The 18221-nt window shown below is 60.8% G+C and carries 14 protein-coding genes; 7 read left to right on the top strand and 7 right to left on the bottom strand.

What is annotated here, in order from left to right; all coding sequences use genetic code 11:
• Positions 1–23: 23 nt before the first annotated feature.
• The 3 genes from V7714_RS05400 to V7714_RS05390 all read left to right on the top strand — a co-directional run bounded on the left by V7714_RS05400 (position 24) and on the right by V7714_RS05390 (position 5130).
• Entirely contained in the window at positions 24–245 is a 222-nt protein-coding gene (locus V7714_RS05400) for a TM2 domain-containing protein (RefSeq protein ID WP_335708792.1), read from the top strand.
• 76 nt (positions 246–321) lie between these two features.
• The gene (locus V7714_RS05395; RefSeq protein WP_335708791.1) at positions 322–2262 is read left to right on the top strand and encodes a S9 family peptidase; all 1941 of its coding nucleotides are present in this window, start codon (positions 322–324) and stop codon (positions 2260–2262) included.
• Positions 2263–2607: 345 nt separating this feature from the next.
• Positions 2608–5130 (top strand): xylulose 5-phosphate 3-epimerase, encoded by a 2523-nt coding sequence (locus V7714_RS05390; RefSeq protein ID WP_335708790.1) that lies wholly within the window; start codon positions 2608–2610, stop codon positions 5128–5130.
• Between the two features lie 150 nt (positions 5131–5280).
• On the opposite strand, the gene V7714_RS05385 is transcribed toward V7714_RS05390, so the two are convergent.
• Genes V7714_RS05385 through V7714_RS05375 form a run of 3 tightly spaced genes read right to left on the bottom strand, consistent with a single transcriptional unit; the run spans position 5281 to position 8158 of the window.
• Positions 5281–5970 (bottom strand): ABC transporter ATP-binding protein, encoded by a 690-nt coding sequence (locus V7714_RS05385; protein WP_335708789.1) that lies wholly within the window; start codon positions 5968–5970, stop codon positions 5281–5283.
• The gene (locus tag V7714_RS05380; RefSeq protein ID WP_335708788.1) at positions 5967–7208 is read right to left on the bottom strand and encodes an ABC transporter permease; all 1242 of its coding nucleotides are present in this window, start codon (positions 7206–7208) and stop codon (positions 5967–5969) included. The genes V7714_RS05385 and V7714_RS05380 overlap by 4 nt, the downstream gene beginning before the upstream one ends.
• Positions 7205–8158, bottom strand: a complete 954-nt coding sequence (locus V7714_RS05375; RefSeq protein WP_335708787.1) for an efflux RND transporter periplasmic adaptor subunit — start codon at positions 8156–8158, stop codon at positions 7205–7207. Before V7714_RS05375 ends, V7714_RS05380 begins: the two co-directional genes overlap by 4 nt.
• 384 nt (positions 8159–8542) lie before the next feature.
• On the opposite strand from V7714_RS05375, the gene V7714_RS05370 reads away from it, so the two are divergent.
• Positions 8543–11692, top strand: coding sequence for a glycoside hydrolase family 3 protein (locus V7714_RS05370; protein WP_335708786.1), 3150 nt, complete (start codon positions 8543–8545; stop codon positions 11690–11692).
• 96 nt (positions 11693–11788) lie between these two features.
• Here V7714_RS05370 and V7714_RS05365 read toward each other — a convergent pair whose 3' ends face one another.
• On the bottom strand, positions 11789–13264 hold the full coding sequence (locus V7714_RS05365; protein ID WP_335708785.1) for a methyl-accepting chemotaxis protein: 1476 nt from the start codon (positions 13262–13264) through the stop codon (positions 11789–11791).
• Positions 13265–13693: 429 nt separating this feature from the next.
• On the opposite strand from V7714_RS05365, the gene V7714_RS05360 reads away from it, so the two are divergent.
• From V7714_RS05360 to V7714_RS05350, 3 genes are read left to right on the top strand one after another with little or no spacing between them, the layout of a single operon-like run.
• On the top strand, positions 13694–14800 hold the full coding sequence (locus V7714_RS05360) for a hypothetical protein (protein ID WP_335708784.1): 1107 nt from the start codon (positions 13694–13696) through the stop codon (positions 14798–14800).
• Positions 14801–14811: 11 nt separating this feature from the next.
• Positions 14812–15120 (top strand): (2Fe-2S) ferredoxin domain-containing protein, encoded by a 309-nt coding sequence (locus V7714_RS05355; protein ID WP_308447557.1) that lies wholly within the window; start codon positions 14812–14814, stop codon positions 15118–15120.
• 8 nt (positions 15121–15128) lie between these two features.
• Positions 15129–15752, top strand: a complete 624-nt coding sequence (locus V7714_RS05350) for an alpha/beta hydrolase (protein WP_335708783.1) — start codon at positions 15129–15131, stop codon at positions 15750–15752.
• A gap of 36 nt (positions 15753–15788) precedes the next feature.
• On the opposite strand, the gene V7714_RS05345 is transcribed toward V7714_RS05350, so the two are convergent.
• The 3 genes from V7714_RS05345 to dcd all read right to left on the bottom strand — a co-directional run bounded on the left by V7714_RS05345 (position 15789) and on the right by dcd (position 18218).
• Positions 15789–16715 (bottom strand): substrate-binding domain-containing protein, encoded by a 927-nt coding sequence (locus V7714_RS05345; RefSeq protein WP_335708782.1) that lies wholly within the window; start codon positions 16713–16715, stop codon positions 15789–15791.
• 169 nt (positions 16716–16884) lie between these two features.
• The gene (locus V7714_RS05340; protein WP_284196191.1) at positions 16885–17487 is read right to left on the bottom strand and encodes a peroxiredoxin; all 603 of its coding nucleotides are present in this window, start codon (positions 17485–17487) and stop codon (positions 16885–16887) included.
• A gap of 155 nt (positions 17488–17642) precedes the next feature.
• The gene (dcd, locus tag V7714_RS05335) at positions 17643–18218 is read right to left on the bottom strand and encodes a dCTP deaminase (RefSeq protein ID WP_284196192.1); all 576 of its coding nucleotides are present in this window, start codon (positions 18216–18218) and stop codon (positions 17643–17645) included.
• Positions 18219–18221 lie beyond the last annotated feature (3 nt).

Below are 18221 nucleotides of genomic sequence, written 5' to 3'. Positions count from 1 at the left end.
GCAACGCATTACCTTGGGGGAAATTGACAGGCGATAAGAACTGGCCCCCGGCGCTGATCCTATGCCTGCTGCTTGGCTGGGTAGGCGCCCACCGCTTCTATGCAGGCAAGACCATTTCCGCCGTGATACAGCTACTTACCTTGGGTGGCTTGTGCATCTGGGCCATGGTCGACCTGCTGATCATCCTGTTTGGCGAGTTCAAGGGTATCGATCGACTGAAGATCGCCGACTGGAAGATGGATTAATGGCGCGACACCGCCAAGCTGCGCAAGCGGGTGCTTGGCACCCATGTATAACTTCAAGCCGATAGGTAACTCACACATGAAACATGCATTGCTCGCCGCGCTGATTGCAGCCGGCTTTGCCGCCCAGGCAGCTGAGACCACCACCTACAAGGGTCTGGGTGCAGATAGCGTCAGCGCCGATACGCTAGAGAAATTCCGCGCCAAACCACTGGATTCAGACCTGAGCCGCAAAGTGCAGGGCGTGCTGGATCTGCGTGCACCCGGCGCAGGCCTGCTGTCACCCGATGCCAAGTCGCTGTACTTCGGCTGGCGGGTCACCGGTGTCGCCCAGGTCTGGCGGATAGATGGTCCGCAAGCCTTCCCGGTGCAGATGACCGGCGGCGAGGATGCCACCAGCATTGCCGACATCACCCCCGATGGCAAATGGCTGGTCCTGAGCCGCGACCGCAAGGGCGAGGAGAATCCGGGGCTTTATCTGCAACCCGCGCGTGGCGGCGAACTGCAGCTCATCCAGCACATTCCTGGTGTGCAAACCTTCTTTGAATTCATCAGCGATGATGGTCGCTACATCTATTTCCGCAGCAACGACGAGAGCCGCGACAGCTATACCGTCTATCGCTACGATCTGCAGAGCAAGAAGAAGGAACGCCTGTTCGGCGAAAAGGGCTACTGGAGCATCATCGATCACAAACCCGATGGCACATTGCTGGCAGGCAAGGCGCTCAGCAATGTAGCGACCGAGGTATGGGAGTGGAACCCCAGGGATGGCAAGCTCAAGCCCATCATCGGCCAGGCTGAGAAGGAAGAATACGATGTACGCTACGGTGCGCGTGATGGTGAACTGCTGGTGCAAACCAACAAGTTCGGCGAGTTCCGCCGCCTGTACAAATGGGTAGCCGGCAAGTTCGAGGCCATCAGCCCGGAATTGAAGTGGGATGTGGCCGGCTTTGGCCTGGACAATCCCAAGAGCCGCCTGTTCTACTCCGTCAACGAGGGTGGGTACACCAAGACCTTCGCGCTGGATGCGAAGACCCTCAAGCCGATCAAGCTGCCCGAGTTCCAAGGTGCTGATCACGTCACCGTCAGCGGCGGCACGCGCGATGGCAGCAAGATCATTGTCAGCGTGGAAACGGCCACGGCCCCCCGCACCAGCTATGTGTTGGACTGGAACAACGGCAAGCTGACCCAGTGGGTGCTGCCGTCATCACCAGAGACCGACACCAGCAAGTTCGCGGTCGCTACACTGGAAACCTATCCGACGCGTGATGGCGCCCAGATCCCCATGTTTGTACGCCGCCCGGCCCAATGCAACCCCGCGCCCTGCCCTGTTGTCGTGCACTTCCATGGCGGGCCGGAAGCACAGTCAGACGCAGGTTTCTCGCCTTATGCCCAACTGTTCGTCGATGCCGGTTTCATCTATGTCGAACCCAATGTCCGCGGCTCTGACGGCTATGGCAAGACCTGGCTGAACATGGACAATGGTGCCAAGCGCCTCAAGGTGGTGACCGATATCGAAGATGCCGCCATTCATATGAAGAAGGCCTGGAGCAAGAACGGCATTGCACCCAAGATAGGCGTGATGGGTGGCAGCTATGGTGGCTACTCCAGCATGGCCGCCATGACCATGTTTTCTGGCAGCTATGATGCGGGCGTCTCCACCGTCGGCATCTCCAACCTGCTGACCTTCCTGGAAAACACCGCCCCCTATCGCCGCGCCCTGCGCGTAGCCGAGTATGGTGATCCGGTCGCAGACCGCGAGGCCTTGATCAAGCTCTCGCCCATCACCCATATCGACAAGCTGAAAGACCCATTGCTCATCATCCAGGGAGCCAGCGACCCCCGTGTGCCGGTAGGCGAAGCAGTGCAGATGTATGAGGCCGCCCAGAAGAAAGGCGTTCCCTCGGATCTGATCCTGTTTGCCGACGAAGGCCACGGCGCGCAGAAGCGCGAAAACCAGGTGGCCAGCATAGGCCATACACTGAAGTTCTTTGAGCGTTACCTGAAGCCGGCCAAGTAAGCGGTTTGCCGCACAGCAAGGCATCACAGGGGAGGCATAGCCTCCCCTGTTTTCATTTGATGGGGTAACTACGTGGCAAAAAGCTTGTATTGGATCTTTCCACACCGTCACGACGAGGTGGATTGACCGTGAACAGGCGCTAAAGTGCAGTAAGCCTTTGCCGCCAACGCGAGCTTGATCCGCATCAACGTCCAACCTTGCTGCAGGGGGTAAGGTGCTACTCACCACAAGTACCGGGTATGCCTGAACCAGCCGGCTCCCATCAGCTTGAGCGGGTTGCAGGAACTGATTTCTGTTTTCAAAGATTGAAGTTCATAACAGGCGCTAGACCCACAGGAGGAAGCCTTGAACCACCTTGATCAATTGCTCCATACACCTGCCCAAGATGCCGGACTGCCCATGCAGGACGGCCACAGAGGCTTCCCCTACCGCAAGTTACAGGCCGGCACGGCTATTGCCTACCAACCCAAGCCCACCCCGGCAGACGTTCAACCCCCACCTCAGCTGCATGCCTGGGCGCAGGGGTATGGTGTCATCCAGCACGACCAGCATACCCAGGCGCGCTGGGCACAGCTGTTGCAGGCAGCCGCCATACCTTGGCATGGGGGCGACAGCAGTCAGGTGGCGTCCCTGCTGCACGCCGCTGACAGGCTTTGTAGCCAAGCCATGTGGCTGGTCGCCCACATGACCTACTGCAAGCAGGTGAAGCTGGATGGCACGCCCCTGGCGGCAACGGACTTCAAGTCGACACCTGAGGGGCATACCGGCGGTGCGCTCAATATGGTGCCTGCCTATGTCGGCTATCTGTTGGCCAACGCCCTGACCGGACAGACGCGTAGCTGGCTGATGGGGCAAGGCCATTGCGTCGCCGCCATCGAAGCTGTCAACACACTGCTGGGTAACCAATATCCGGAGCAGGCCGAACGCTACCCCTGTGATGATGCGGGGCTCAGCCAGCTCTGCCAGGATTTCTACAGCTATGCCCTCCATGCCAGCGGACGACCTCGGGCACCACTGGGTAGCCACGTCAACGCCCATACGGCGGGGGGCGTGATTGAAGGGGGCTACCTTGGTTTTGCCGAACTTCAGTATGTGCACATGCCGCTACCGGGGGAGACGCTGGTCAGCTTCCTCAGCGATGGCGCCTTTGAAGAGCAACGCGGCAGCGACTGGATACCCCGCTGGTGGCGGGCAGAAGATTGCGGCGCGGCCCTCCCCGTGATGATATTGAATGGACGCCGCATCGAGCAGCGCAGTGGACTGGAGCAGGATGGCGGCGTGGCCTGGTTTATCGAGCACTTGCGCCTGAACGGCTTCGAGCCCATGGAAATCGATGGCACCGACCCGGCAGCCTTTGCCTGGGCCATACTGCATATGGAATCCAGCCTGGCAGCTCAGGCGGCCGAGATTGCACAGGGTCGTGCCGAGTACCCTGTACGTATGCCCTACGCCATCGCCCATGCCCCCAAGGGCTTTGGCTTCCCCGGTGCTGGCACCAACCTGGCCCACAATCTGCCGCTGGGCGGTAACCCCAGCTTCGATGCAAGCTGCCGCCAGCGTTTCAACCATGCTGCAGCCCAGCTCTGGGTCCACCCCTCGGCCTGGCAGGATGCCCGCCAACGGTTCCGCAACCATGCGGTGCAAGGCAGGCCCGCCGAGCGCGATCACGCCATGGCGCAGCGACGCCCGGACTACCATGCCCCCAGCCTTCCCTGGCGGGACGATATGGCATCGCCGCTGGTCTCGCCCATGGCGGCGTTTGATGCCACCTTCTGCGCCATCGCCGAGGCCAATCCGCAACTCAGGGTAAGGGTAGCCAACCCGGACGAACTACGTAGCAATGGCATGGGCAACACGCTGGAGCGGTTCAAACACCGCGTCACCCACCCCGAGCCAGGCAATCCGGAATCGCTGACCGGCGGTGTGATCACCGCGCTCAATGAAGAAGCGGTCATCAGCGCTGCCCTGGCCAACAAGGGCGGGCTCAATCTGGCGGTCAGCTACGAGGCCTTTGCCGTGAAAATGCTGGGCGCACTGCGGCAGGAAGCCAATTTCGCCCGCAATCAGTCCGAGGCTGGCCGCCCGCCCGGTTGGCTCTCTGTCCCACTGCTGCTGTCTTCCCACGCCTGGGAGAATGGCAAGAACGAACTCTCACACCAGGACACAACCCTGGCGGAAGCTTGGTTGGCCGAAGCCAGCCCGCATGCCCGGCTGGTGTTCCCGCCCGACTGGAACAGCGCGGTCGCCACGCTGGATGCCTGCTATCGCAGCCGGGGTCAGCTCTGGTGTGTGGTCGCGCCCAAGCGCGCCGTACCCGTCCGCCTGCCACCAGAGTCGGCACGCCAGTTGACTGAGCAGGGGCTGCTCAGGCTCGTCGGCAAGGGTGAGGTGGACGAAAAGCTGATACTGGTGGCGGTAGGCAGCTATCAGTTGACCGAGACACTGCGCGCCTCACGCCGCCTGGACGAACACGATATCCCGCATGCTGTGGTGTATGTCTACGAACCAGCCAGGCTGGGGAGCCACTCAGGGCTCGCAGCTGATGCCGGATTGCTGGCAGATGCCGAACTGGCAAGCATCTTCCCCCATCACAGCTCATTTCGCATTATTGCGGGACACACCCGCCCCGGCCCCCTGCTGGGTGCCATGCGGCGTATCGATACCGGGCCTGCCCATACTGTGGGTTTGGGCTTCTTGAATCAAGGCGGCACTCTGGATACCGCTGGCATGCTGTATGCCAATCGCTGCAGCTGGGCCCATATTGTTGCCAAGGCCGGTGAACTACTGAAATTAGGGCTGGATGCCCTGCTTACACCAGATGAGAGGGATGCGGTACTCGGCGTGGGCGACCCCGCCGACTTGCGCTAACTAGCACGGATGTCTCCTGGCACCAGGCCCGTCATGTGGCCTGCGCCAGGTGCCCTGCGCCAGCGGCATCCAAGCGTCTTGCTACAGACCTAGTGCATCGCCAAGGCCCTGTAGCGATGCAGCAACGACAAGCAGCAGGCCTTGATACTGCTACAGTGGTTGCCAATCCGGGTCTATCTGGCCATCCACTACATTGATGCGGCGGTCAGCAGCAGCGGCAAATTTGGGGTCATGCGTAACCGCAATCACCGACTTACCCAGTTCGCGCGTCAGATCATGCAGTATTTGCCGCACATTCGCGCTCGCCACCGTATCGAGGTTGCCAGTGGGCTCATCCGCCAGCAGTAACAGCGGATCGTTCGCCAAGGCCCGCGCCACCGCCACGCGCTGGCGCTGCCCACCCGATAGCTGGCTGGGCAGCTTTGACGCCTGTGCCGCCACACCCAGCCGTGTCAGCAATGACATGGCCCGCTCTCGGCACTGTGCCTCCGGCCACCGGCCCAACCGCCGCATGGGTAGGCAGACATTGTCCAACACGCTGAATTCCGACAGCAGGAAGTGAAACTGGAACACGAATCCCAACTTCTCCAGCCTTAGCTGGGTCAGTTGCGCATCGTTAAAACCCTGGGTATTGACGCCATCGAGCTCGATGGTGCCATGGGTGGGCACATCCAGCAGGCCAAGCAGATAAAGCAGGGACGATTTACCCGAGCCTGAGGGGCCCATGATGCAGACAAACTCTCCTGCCGATATCTCCAGATCGACGCCCTTGATCAAGGTGGTGGGAACATCACCTGCCAGTATCTTGTGCAGCCCCAGAGCGCGTAGGACCACACTCATGTCGCCCCCCGCAGGATATCCACCGGATGCAGCCTGCCGGCTTTACGGGCAGGCAACCAGGCTGCCAGCAGACATGAAAGCAGCGCAAACCCTGCGGCCATCAGGAATTGCTCCCCGCCCCACCAGACCGGCAGATTGACCATGGCCGTTCCCCCTGGCGGACGTATCTGCACACTGGCCATCAGTTGCATCAAGCCCGCCCCCACCAAGAGCCCCAGCACGCTGCCCAGCGTGCCCACAATCAAGCCCTCCAGCACAAAGATGTGGCGTATATCCCTGGCCTGAAAGCCAACCGACTTCAGGATGGCGATATCGCGGGTTTTCTCCATCACAATGGTGGAGAGTGTGTTGTAGATGCCGAAGGAAGCCACCAGCAGGATGGCCGACACCACGCTGTACATGATGACATTACGGACAAACAGCACATTGAGGATATCCTCCGATGCCTCTGCCCAACTGACTGCCTTGTAGGTCCCCATGGCCTCTATACGGCTGGCCACAAGCAGCGCCTGGCTGGCGTCCGCCAGCTTGATGATGAAGCGATTGACTCTGTCTGGCCGTCCCAGCAGCAACTGCGCACGTTTAAGCAGTACATAGGTCTGGCTCTCGTCGTAACCGGCATTGCCGGTGCGGAAAATCGCCACTACCGTCAGACTGCGGTTGCTCCCACCGCCAGCCACCAGATTGACGGTGCTACCCCGGCGCAGACTGAATTTCTCGGCCAGTCCGGCACCGATGATGATGCCACCGGGGTTCGCCTCCAGGTCGTCCAGCGAGCCCTCGACCAGTTTTTCTTCTATGGTCGATACCCCACGCATGCGGGCCGGCACGATGCCGGACAGACTGATGCCCTGCTCCTGTCCTGCAAACAGCAACACGGCCGACCCCACCAGCACCGGCGCCGCTCTCAACCCAGGTAGCGACTCTATCTGCCCCAGCCTGTAGCGCCAACCACGTATGCCCCGCGTTTCATTCTTGGGCCGCAATCCGACTATCTCCACCAGATCATCAGGCCAGCGCACGCGCGCAGGCTGCAAACGAGCCGTCCTGAATTCGTCTGAAACCGTGATATGTGGGCTGTTATCGATCAGGCGGGCAATGAAGTCCTTCTCCGACCCACGCATCAAAGCCAATACCGCCAGGAAGAAAGCCACGCCCAGCACCACCCCCACCAGTGATACCGCCGTCTGCCGCTTCCGGCTGGTCAAGTGAGTCCAGGCAATATTGAGCGCGATCATGGCGCCAAGCCCGTTCTGGCCGGCCCGATTTCGGCCTGGCGAGTCCTTACCGCCTGGCCATCCCTTAACTGGTCATCGGCCACACTGACTATCCAGTCATCCGGCCCTATGCCACTACGTATCTCGATCTGGTCCCCCATGCTGGCGCCGGTCGTCACCCTTACTTGGGACAGCCGCCCCTCCTGCACCCGCCACACCAGGCCTTCGCGCACGGCGCTACGCGGCAGCAGCAGCGCCCGCTCACGGCGGGCAAGTATCACATTGGCATCGACCGTCATGCCTACCCTGAAGCGCTCGGGCTGATCGATGGCAATACGCACCCGATAGCTGCGTGTCAAAGGGTCACCCTTGGGCGTGATACTGCTGACAACCCCATCGAAAGTCTTGCCCGGCAGCGCGTCCGCCCCCAGCACAACCAATTGGCCTTGCTGCACCCGGCCAATATCCTCTTCATCCACCTCGGCAACCACCCGCATGGGCGCGCAGCAGGCCAGATAGAGCAAGGCCTGGCCGGGCGAGACAACCTGCCCGACTTCCACATCGCGTTGGAGTATCTCGCCATCAGCCGGCGCCACCAGTTGTAGGAACCGCCGCTGTGCTTGGCTACGCAGCAAGGCGGCCTGGGCAGCTTTACTGGCGCTGGCGGCAGCATCACGCTCGGCTGCAGCCACAAAGCCTTGCCGCCACAGCACCTCCGCTCGCTGTGATTGCTGCCGTGCCAGCTCCGCCCTGGCAGCAAGCTCTGCAACGCCACTAGCCAGATCATCATCCTGCAACTGGATGAGGACCTGCCCACGCCTCACTGCCTCGCCTTCCTGTACCAGTACTGCCGTCACCTGCCCCGCACTGCGGGGAGTGATCGGTACTTGCACACCAGGCTCCACCTGGCCGCTGGCATAGATGGCCTCCACCGCCGTGCCCTGCGCCGGCTTGCTGACCAAAACCTGCATGGGTCGCCAGTACCACCCTATTCCCGCCACGATAGTTACCAGCAGTATCGCAAGCCACCAGCCGTGTTTTCGCACCGTATCTCGCTCCCAGTTGCCTGCTTAGAGCATGCCAGCCTCGCCCTGCACTATGGTTTGCGCTGGATCAGACTTCCAGCTTTTAAGTCGGGAATGGACTTCGCCGCCCCTTTCCGCCCGGCGCAGCGTGCGCAATCACGGTAGCGCAAGGCCAGGGGGTTTATGCAACGCACTCCAAGCCTAGCTTGCTTTCTGCCAGCTGAGATACCGATACTGCAGACTCAACGTAAGTTTCGAGACAGAAACAGGAAAGTATTGCGTAAGTAATGCCCTCCACGTTGAAACTATCCACCTATGGAGAATAGACAGATGCCCACATTCAAGGTCGCCACCACGGCAGCCTCGGCCGCGCTTTGCCTGCTATTGGGCGCTTGCACGGACGAGACCCCCACCGAACAAGCCAGCAGCAAACCGCCTATCGGCCATAAATCCGCCCAGCCCACCTATACGACCGCTACCAGCAGCGCCCTAACCACCTATGCCGACTGGCCGGCCATCCAGAGCGCCATTCCCATCAACCCGGCCATGGAAGCACGTATCAGCCAGATCATGGCCGGCATGAACCTGGCGCAGAAAATAGGCCAGATGACACAGCCCGAGATCAAGAGCATCAGCCCCGAAGAGGTACGGCGTCATTACATAGGCTCGGTCTTGAATGGGGGCGGCTCCTGGCCAGGCAACAACAAGCATGCCCAGGCCAGCGACTGGCTGGCCCTGGCCGACGCTTACCACGACGCCGCCATGAGTACCGATATGGCCGTGCCCATACCCTTGCTGTGGGGGACGGACGCCGTACATGGCCACAACAATGTCTACGGTGCCACCCTGTTTCCCCACAATATCGGCCTGGGTGCAGCCAATGACGCTGATCTGGTTCAACGCATCGGCACGGCCACCGCCCGCGCGGTCAGGGCGACTGGCATACACTGGGCCTTCGCACCGACACTGGCGGTGGTGCGCGATGATCGCTGGGGCCGGACCTACGAAGGCTTCTCGGAAGACCCGGAAATCGTGGCCGCCTATGGCCGTAGCTATGTACTGGGGCTGCAAGGCAATCTGGGTGAGGCCAATGTACTGGCCACCGCCAAGCATTTCATCGGAGACGGCGGCACCGAAGCCGGTATCGATCAGGGCGTAAACCGTGCCAGCGAAGCAGAGCTGATCAATCTGCATGGGCAAGGCTATTACAGCGCCCTGGCCGCAGGGGTACAGACCGTCATGGTCAGCTTCAACAGCTGGGACAAGCCCCTCAACGGCGAACCGGTCGGCGAGCCGGTAGGCAAGCTGCATGGCAGCCATGCCATGCTCAATGGTGTGCTCAAGACCCGCATGGGGTTTGATGGCCTGCTGGTATCGGACTGGAACGGCATAGGCCAGATACCAGGCTGCAGCAATGCCAGTTGTCCGCAAGCCATCAATGCAGGTATCGACATCATCATGGTGCCCGATGAATGGCGCGCCTTCATCAGCAACACAATGGCACAGGTACAAAATGGGCAGATCAGCCAGGCACGGATAGATGATGCTGTCAGGCGGATACTCCGGGTAAAGCTGCGTGCAGGGCTGTTTGACGGCAAACGCCCATCGCAACGCCCGGAGGCCGGCAGCCAGGCTGCCCTGCAAGCGAGGGCCCTGGGGCGCGAGGCGGTACGCAAATCCCTGGTTTTGCTGAAAAACCAGCAGCAGTTGCTGCCCCTGGCGCGCAACAGCCGGGTGCTGGTGGTAGGCAAGAGCGCCAACAGCCTGCAGAACCAGACTGGCGGCTGGTCACTCAGCTGGCAGGGCACCGGCAACAGCAATGCCGATTTCCCCATAGGCGATACGGTACTGGCCGGTATCAAGCAGACACTGGGCGAGGCACAGGTGCGCTATAGCGAAACCGCCTCAGGCGTGAGCCTGGCCGATGTGGATGCGGTCATCGCAGTCATCGGCGAAACACCCTATGCCGAAGGCAGCGGCGACATCGGTCTGGCCGGCAATCTGAACCATAGCCGGCGCTACCCGGAAGACCTGGCCGTACTCAATGCGGTCAGCGGGCGCGGCGTGCCGGTCGTGACCGTTCTGCTCAGCGGGCGGCCCGCTCATGTCAACGATCTGCTGAACCGCTCCAGTGTCTTTATTGCTGGTTGGCTGCCGGGTACGGAAGGCGCGGGCGTGGCCGACCTCTTGTTCCGTCGGTCAGATGGTAGCGTGGCTTACGATTTCAGTGGCCGGCTGTCATTCTCCTGGCCTGCCACCGCCTGCCAGACCACGGTCAACCGTGGCGATGGCGGGACGCCGCCGCTGTTTGCCTACGGCTACGGCTTAAGCGTATCGCAGCCCGGTAACCTGGGGACACTGGATGAGCGCGGCAGCAACCAGCCCTGCAATGGCAATACCCCACCTGAGCTGCTGGTTTTCCGCCAGACCGACCAAGCACCGTTCGCCTTGCAGATCAGCACAGCGGCCAACGCCTGGGCTGGTGTGCCGGTAGGGAACGACCTCAATGCCAGCCTTGCCCTGCCCACCAGCAAGCCCTCGCTGCTACTCAGCACCACCCAGCTGAACGCGCAACAGGATGCCAAGCTGCTGACCTGGCGCGCTGCAGGCCAATTCTATGCTGCAAGCAGCCAGCCACAGGATCTGCGCAGCTACCTGGATCAACAAGGTGCGCTGCTGTTCGATGTGCAAACCCTGCAGTTGCCCCGAGGAGCGGTCAAGCTGGCCATCGACTGTGGTTATCCTTGCCGGGGCGAAGTCGACGCAACGGCGCTGTTCGAGCGCCTGCCGCTGGGCACACGCCAGACCCTCAAGCTGCCCCTGGTTTGCTTTGCCGCCGACGGCAGTGATTTCAGCCGTATCAACGCACCCTTCCTGGTCTATACCGATCAGCCATTCAGCGCAGCCTTTGCCCATGTGCGCTGGCAAGCAGGTGCCGGCGCAGATGCCGACGCGGTACGCTGTGACCAGTTGCAAGCGGGCGCAGCCAAGCCTGGGCCTTATTACACGGTATTGGAGGGAGGGCAGTTTGCTGCTGGACTTCAACCCAGCTTGTGGTCCAGCCAGGCTGGCGTAGTCGCCATGGCCGCAGAAGGCAACGGCGAGCTGGCACTACGCTGGGCCAATCCCACCCCTGGCAATGGCTTGTTCTATGTCACCGGCGGCCCTTTGAACCTGCAGGCATTTGGCCGTGGCAAGCTGGAGTTCGAGCTGTTGGTAGAGAGCTGGGGTAGCAATACGCAGGGACTGGCTATCAAGCTGGAAAGTACAGGCCAAGGTTGCCACAGCAATGACTACCGAATAGGCCGGCCCCAGGCAGGCGTATGGACGCACTTCTCGCTGCCTATGACGGAGGTGCTGGCCAACCCCTCCCCCTGCTTCAGGCTGGACCAGCTCAGCGCGCCTTTTGATCTGCTGCCCATATGGGGAGACCAGTCGGGGGTGGCGCTACGGCTACGCAAGATCTCTTTCAGGCAGTAGCGCCGTCAGCTGCCAATGTGGGCAGCCAAGGCCTTGGCTCGCCCACAAGCAGGCGACTTGCATGGCAGGTCAGCCTGCAATCCAGGTGCCTGCCTACTACCCCCTGATAAACTCGTCCAGGCCCCGCACCGTGGTATCCAGCTTGCCCACGGCCTGGTCGATGGCCTCAGCCGACTTGCTGGCGGTCTGCATGTCCGCCCGTAGCTCCGCAATATCGGTGGCGATGGTTTGAAACTGGCCCGACTGGCGTTCCTCGTTTTTCGCTACCTCACCGATCAGGCTGGCAACACGGCCCGCGCCGGAAATGATCTCGTCCAGTCGACTCCCTGCCTCGGCGGCGCTCAGGTTGATCTCGCCCATGCGCTGGGTGCCTTCGCGCATGGCTTGCATGGCCTGGTTGGTTCCGGCCAGGATGGCGCCTATCTTTTCTTCGATTTCACGGGTTGCCGTACTGGTCCGCTCCGCCAGCTTGCGGACTTCATCCGCCACCACCGCAAAGCCCCTACCCTGCTCGCCGGCACGGGCAGCCTCGATAGCAGCGTTCAGCGCCAGCAGATTGGTCTGATCGGCGATTTCCCGTATCACCTGCACAATGCCACCTATTTCGTCACTGCGCCGGCCCAGCTCCTCAATGCGTGCGGCCGAGTGGGTAACTACTTCAGATGCCTTATCCAGGTTGCTGAGCGTGAGATTCATGGCCCGCCCACCCTCGCCAGCCAGCCGTCCCGCCTCGTGTGCCTCCCGCGCAGCCTGGCCAGACTGTTCGGCGCTCTGTACGGTCAGTGCCGCTATCTCATCCACGATACGGGCCATCTCGGCGGCCTCGCCAGCCTGGTGGCGCATGGTCTGGCTGATCGAAGCCGTACGCTCACTGATCTGCGCGGTCTGGCCCGAAGCCGTGCCGATGGCGCCGGTTACCTGCGCAAGCAGCTGCTGCATGGCAGCATTGCCCCGTTCTGCCTCCTGCCTGGCCTGCTCGGTTTTCTCGAAGCTCTTTACCTTGCCGAACTCGAACACCATGGCCAGGGCGTAGATCACGATGGTCAGGCCGACCAGCGAACGGGTTTGCAGCTGAGGGTGCAGTTCGGCACCCAGGGGGCTCTTGGGCAAGGCCCAACCATTTTTGTGTGCCACAAAGAACAGCACAATGGCGATCAGCGCCCCCACACTCCAGAACGTCGCACTTTTCTTGCCGCCGATGAACATCGACGCCACCGGCACCAGCAGGAACCAAGGGGATGACGAGGACTCTATCCCGCCGTTGACGTAACACATCCAGACCACCATGCCGAAGAACACGGCAATCGCATACTCCCGCACCAGTGGCAGCAAGCCGGTGAGCTTGAGCAGGAAGCCTGCTGTCAACATCAGGAAACCCGCTGTCACGATGCCCCAGCCCATGGCGCCATGCCCCAGCTTGAAGTAGTTGAGGGCGAAGATAGGGACAAAGACAGCGGCGAGCAAAGTTGCGCCAACAATGTTGCGGGCACGGCTCAAATCCAGCGGGCTTTGCCGGATAGACTCAGGAATGAACCAGTCAAGAACACTGCTGAAGGTCTGGCTGATGGACATCGGTGGTATCTCCTGGCGCTGACTAGTCTTTGGTATGGCGTAGGGTCATTTTACACAAGCAAGCGCTTGCATTAGCGGCAACTAAAGTATTTGCTCCAACCCCGTTATAGCAGTCAAAAAAATAGCCCAACGTTGCGGTTGGGCCATGAAAAATACAAAGGAGAATAGAGGAGAAACATCGAGCGAGCACTTGCGCACCCATTCGATATGTTGATTTTCTTATATTGGTACATCCGTGTCAATTTTTAGTTGTACAACTGTCTAATTTCTCCATCACTAAGCTCTGTGAGCTGGCCAGCCACGTTATTTCCCCACTGCTACACGGTGATACAGGCCAATCAGCGCGGGTTGCGCCCACCCCATCTGCGCCTGCTTGGGCTGTCGATAGCCGGGGTATAATCCTGCTTTTAGCCCCACGACCGACTCCCCATGCAAGCCCTGCCCCTACTGCCTGATCCGCGCCAATACACCGGCATTGCCACCAGCCCGCTACACACCCTGGCCCAAGTACTGCTGGACGAACGCGACCTGGGCAGGCTGGTCGCAGCAGAGGCCGCACTGGATGCCGAACTGGCACGGCTGCTGGCAGCCAATGACGACGCGGTCATCCAGGCAGCACTCGCCACACCGCCCAGCCCAGCTGTGCTGCGCATACTGAGCGAACGCCTGCGTGTGGCCGTCGAGAACCCAGCCCCTGGCAGTGCCATGCATGCCGTGATCTTTGCCTTGCCCTTGGTGCTGGTCGCGGGTGTACGTGGCAAGCATGTGATTGCCGGTCGCCTGCCCGATGTGGGTGCCGTACAGGCCCTGTTGACCGAACAGGGCATCTTCAAGGCCGGCAGCGATGTGCAAATATCGGGTCGCTTGCTTGATCGCGAGCAATTGCAAGCCATACCCTCCAGCTCGCTGGCCCGCTGGCGTGATGCCCTGCAGTACGCTTCCGGCGGCTTGCCGCACGATTTCAGCGAAAGCCCTATCACCGTGGATGGCGATGGCGTCTACCTGCGCTATCTGGTGGGGGTAGCCATGCAACCCGCCGATGCCGACCCTGTGGTACAGCTCAATGCTCCTCCCGGCACCTGGGCCATGGCCCTGACCAAGCTGCTGGGCGAGCAGCTCAAGCACGATGCCATGACGCTGTTCCCCCTGCCGCGCAGCCCACAAGCCTGGCTGCCTGCATTGAATGACGGCCGTGTTGCCCAGCAGGAAATACGCTTCCAGGTATTTGCCAGCAATACCCTGCGCAAATTGCGCGAGGCTGGTGAAACCCCTGTGGCGGTATTCTCCTGCCATGAGGGCAATGAATTGCGGGTGACACTGGGTGCCGAGAAGAATGGCGAAGAATGGGCCGGCTTTATCTGGCCGCTGGGCCAGCACGATCGGGTCGATGGCCTGCAACACATGATGGTGGACCTGCTGCGCGAGTGCCACCATGACGACGTCCGCGTGCTGCCCGACCTGCTGCCACAGGTGAAGGACGATCTGCCTTATTTCCCCCTGCCAACCGAGCTGCCATCCACCGCCACCCGCCATTGAACCGAGCCATCATGAGCTACTTCAAGCACCACGTATTTTTTTGTACCAACCAGCGCCCCAATGGCGAAAGCTGCTGCGCTGATTTTGGCGCGAGCGAGATGCATGCCTATGCCAAGAACCGGGTCAAGGAGCTGGGCCTGGCAGGCGAAGGCAAGGTCCGCACCAACAAGGCCGGCTGCCTGGATCGCTGCGCCTTGGGGCCTGTCATGGTGGTCTACCCCGACAATGTCTGGTACCAGTATGTCGACAAGGAAGACGTCGAGGAAATCATCCAGGAGCATCTGCTCAACGGACGCGAAGTGGCCCGGCTCAAGATCTGACCCCGCTTATGAAATCACCCCAGTTCCAGCCCATCACCGTGGCCGGCCCGGTGGGCCGGCTGGAAACCCTGCTGCTCGATAGCGCATGGGACGACGGCCCACGCGGCATTGCCTTGGTCGCCCACCCCAATCCCACCCAAGGCGGCACCAACACCAACAAGGTCGTACAGACCCTGGCCAAGGTATTCTCACGCAAGGGCTATGTCGCCTTCTGCCCCAATCTGCGCGGCGTGGGACAGAGCGAGGGGGAGCATGATTTCGGCTCGGCCGAGGTCGATGACATGGCTGCCGTGCTGGCGCATGCCCAGGCGGCTTATCCTGGCCTCCCTGTCATTCTGGCCGGTTTTTCTTTCGGCACCTTTGTGCAAAGCCAACTGCGCGAACGGCTGGGGGATGGCCCGATAGCCCGCCTGGTGCTGGTCGGCCCTGCTACAGCCAAATGGAACTTCCCCACCGTGCCTGCAGACACCTTGGTGGTACACGGTGAAGAGGATGATGTTGCCCCGCTGGCAGCCGTATTCGACTGGGCCAGGCCACAAGGCCTGCCCGTGGTGGTGGTGCCAGGCACGGGCCACTTCTTCCATGGCAAGCTCACCACATTGGCCGATATCGTCAACCGCAATCTCGAATAGGCCGCCCGGCCACGCTATCCAACCAGGCGCCGGTGCTCACTTCCCGGCGTCGTTCCAACCCTTGTAACGTGCCAGGTTTTCACGCGTTACCAGGGTAGGCTCCATCAATATCAGCGACTTGGCCGGGCGCTTGCCCTGCATCAGCTCAAAACCGACGCTCACCGCCCGCTCGGCCATAAGCCGGGGGCTCTGGCTGGCAGACGCCACGATAAAGGACGGTTGCTGCAAGGCTTGCTCGATATCGGGTGCGCCATCCACCGAAGTGATCACCAGTCGCTTCAAGCCCGCCTTGCGAGCCGCCAGGTCCGTGCCGATAGCCTGACGGTCGTTGATGGTAAACACGCCATCTATCCTCGGATACTGCTTGAGATGCTGCTGCATCAGCTGCTGCCCGCCCCAACGCGATCCCTTGCCGTCTCCTTTGTCGGTCAGAACCGTAATGCCAGGAAAATGCTTCAAGGCCATATGGCAACCCGCAACCCTGTCAGTCACCGAAGACACCTGCGGGCCACTCTGAATGATGACCTTGCCCTGCCCCGACAAGGCCTGGGCCAGATACTGACAAGCCTGCTCCCCCGCCTGCAGGTTGTCGGTCATCACCGTGGCATGAACCCCGTTGGCCGCCACATCCACTGCAACCACCACAATGCCGGCAGCCCTGGCTGCCTGCACGGCGGGCTCCACCTTGACGGCATCGGCGGCGTTCAACAGGATCAAGTCCACTCGTTCTGCTGTAAAACGCTCCAGGTGGGCGATCTGCTTGTCCAGTGAATACTCGTTGGCCAGTGTCGTCACCTTGACGGTGGGGTTGTAGCGCCGCGCCTGCTGCTCGGCGCCCTTGACCAGTGCCACGAAAAAGGGGTTTTCCAGCGAGCTGATGCTCATGCCCAGGGATTGCAGAGCCGCACCCCGTGGTAGCTCCTGTGCCGCCAGAACGAGACTGCACAAGGTGAAGGTTGCCATTGCCATGCTTCTCATCTTTGCTGCCCGCCCATTTTCGTAGTCCAGATCGAAGCCCTACCTTTACTGTAGGAGGGCAAAGCGGCAAGGGGCAAAGAAAAACCCCGCCGAGGCGGGGTTATCTGCTGCACTTGCGATGCTGGCACCGGCCAGCCCAAGCTCAAGCCATGTCTTACAGCTGACCAGCGTTCTCAGCCAGGTACTTGGCCACGCCAGCGGCATCAGCCTTCATGCCGGCCTTGCCCTTGTTCCAGCCAGCCGGGCAAACTTCGCCGTGCTCTTCGGTGAACTGCAGGGCATCAATCACACGCAGCATTTCGTCGATATCGCGGCCCAGCGGCAGGTTGTTGACCACTTGGTGCTGTACCACGCCGCTCTTGTCGATCAGGAAGGAGCCGCGCAGCGCCACGCCATCAGCGTGCTCGACATCATAGGCCTTGACGATATCGTGCTTGATGTCGGCCACCAGGGTGTAGCCAACCGGGCCGATACCACCCTTGTCCACCGGGGTGTTGCGCCAGGCGCTGTGGCTGAATTGGCTGTCGATGGACACGCCGATCACTTCCACATTGCGCTTCTTGAATTCTTCCAGGCGGTGATCGAAGGCGATCAGTTCCGACGGGCAGACAAAAGTGAAGTCCAGCGGGTAGAAGAACACAACGGCGTACTTGCCCTTGGTGGCGGCGCTGAAGCTATAGTTCTCAACGATTTCGCCATTGCCCAGGACGGCAGCGGCGGTGAAATCGGGGGCTTGCTTGTTAACGAGGACGGCCATGGAGGTTCTCCGGAAATGGGTTGCAGAAAGACGTAGCACTGTAGGCGCTAAGCCCTACAGCGTCCAATTTAAAAAGCGGAATGTTTCGATAGCATTTAACTATCAAAATTTACAAGGTGTGGGATAAAAAGCTTACACCCAAACACCCCGCCACGTCAGGTCTTCGGCAGTGTCACGCCAACCTGGCCTTGGTACTTGCCGCCCCTGTCCTTATACGATGTTTCGCATATATCGTCGGGATCAGCCTCCAGGAACAACACCTGCGCACAGCCTTCATCGGCATAGATCTTGGCCGGCAAGGGCGTGGTGTTGGAGAACTCCAGCGTCACATACCCCTCCCACTCAGGCTCGAAAGGCGTGACATTGACGATAATGCCGCAACGGGCATAGGTCGACTTGCCCAGGCAGATGGTCAGCACATTGCGGGGAATGCGGAAATACTCCACCGTGCGCGCCAGCGCAAAGCTGTTGGGTGGAATAATGCAATAACCCTTGCCAGAAACATCGACAAAGCTGTTCTCATCGAAGTTCTTGGGGTCCACCACCGTGCTGTTCAGGTTGGTGAACAGCTTGAATTCGTCGGCGCAACGGATGTCGTAGCCATAGCTGGAGGTGCCATAGGAAACGATCTTCTGATCGTTCACATAGCGCACCTGACCCGGCTCGAACGGCTCTATCATGCCGTGCTGTTCGGCCATCTTGCGTATCCAGCGGTCGGATTTGATGCTCATACT

Origin of the sequence: Chitinimonas sp. JJ19 (assembly GCF_036961565.1) — a bacterium.
In the GTDB taxonomy this organism is placed as follows: domain Bacteria; phylum Pseudomonadota; class Gammaproteobacteria; order Burkholderiales; family Chitinimonadaceae; genus Chitinimonas.
Note: the sequence above shows the minus strand (reverse complement) of the source record. Positions and strands in the feature narration are given on the sequence as shown.

Coding starts and splice junctions, on each gene's coding strand:
- V7714_RS05360 (WP_335708784.1), top strand. CDS start 13,694: ATGCAAGCCCTGCCCCTACTGCCTGATCCGCGCCAATACACCGGCATT.
- V7714_RS05355 (WP_308447557.1), top strand. CDS start 14,812: ATGAGCTACTTCAAGCACCACGTATTTTTTTGTACCAACCAGCGCCCC.
- V7714_RS05370 (WP_335708786.1), top strand. CDS start 8,543: ATGCCCACATTCAAGGTCGCCACCACGGCAGCCTCGGCCGCGCTTTGC.
- V7714_RS05380 (WP_335708788.1), bottom strand. CDS start 7,208: ATGATCGCGCTCAATATTGCCTGGACTCACTTGACCAGCCGGAAGCGG.
- V7714_RS05340 (WP_284196191.1), bottom strand. CDS start 17,487: ATGGCCGTCCTCGTTAACAAGCAAGCCCCCGATTTCACCGCCGCTGCC.
- V7714_RS05385 (WP_335708789.1), bottom strand. CDS start 5,970: ATGAGTGTGGTCCTACGCGCTCTGGGGCTGCACAAGATACTGGCAGGT.
- V7714_RS05350 (WP_335708783.1), top strand. CDS start 15,129: ATGAAATCACCCCAGTTCCAGCCCATCACCGTGGCCGGCCCGGTGGGC.
- V7714_RS05375 (WP_335708787.1), bottom strand. CDS start 8,158: ATGCAGGTTTTGGTCAGCAAGCCGGCGCAGGGCACGGCGGTGGAGGCC.
- V7714_RS05395 (WP_335708791.1), top strand. CDS start 322: ATGAAACATGCATTGCTCGCCGCGCTGATTGCAGCCGGCTTTGCCGCC.
- V7714_RS05365 (WP_335708785.1), bottom strand. CDS start 13,264: ATGTCCATCAGCCAGACCTTCAGCAGTGTTCTTGACTGGTTCATTCCT.
- V7714_RS05345 (WP_335708782.1), bottom strand. CDS start 16,715: ATGGCAACCTTCACCTTGTGCAGTCTCGTTCTGGCGGCACAGGAGCTA.
- dcd (WP_284196192.1), bottom strand. CDS start 18,218: ATGAGCATCAAATCCGACCGCTGGATACGCAAGATGGCCGAACAGCAC.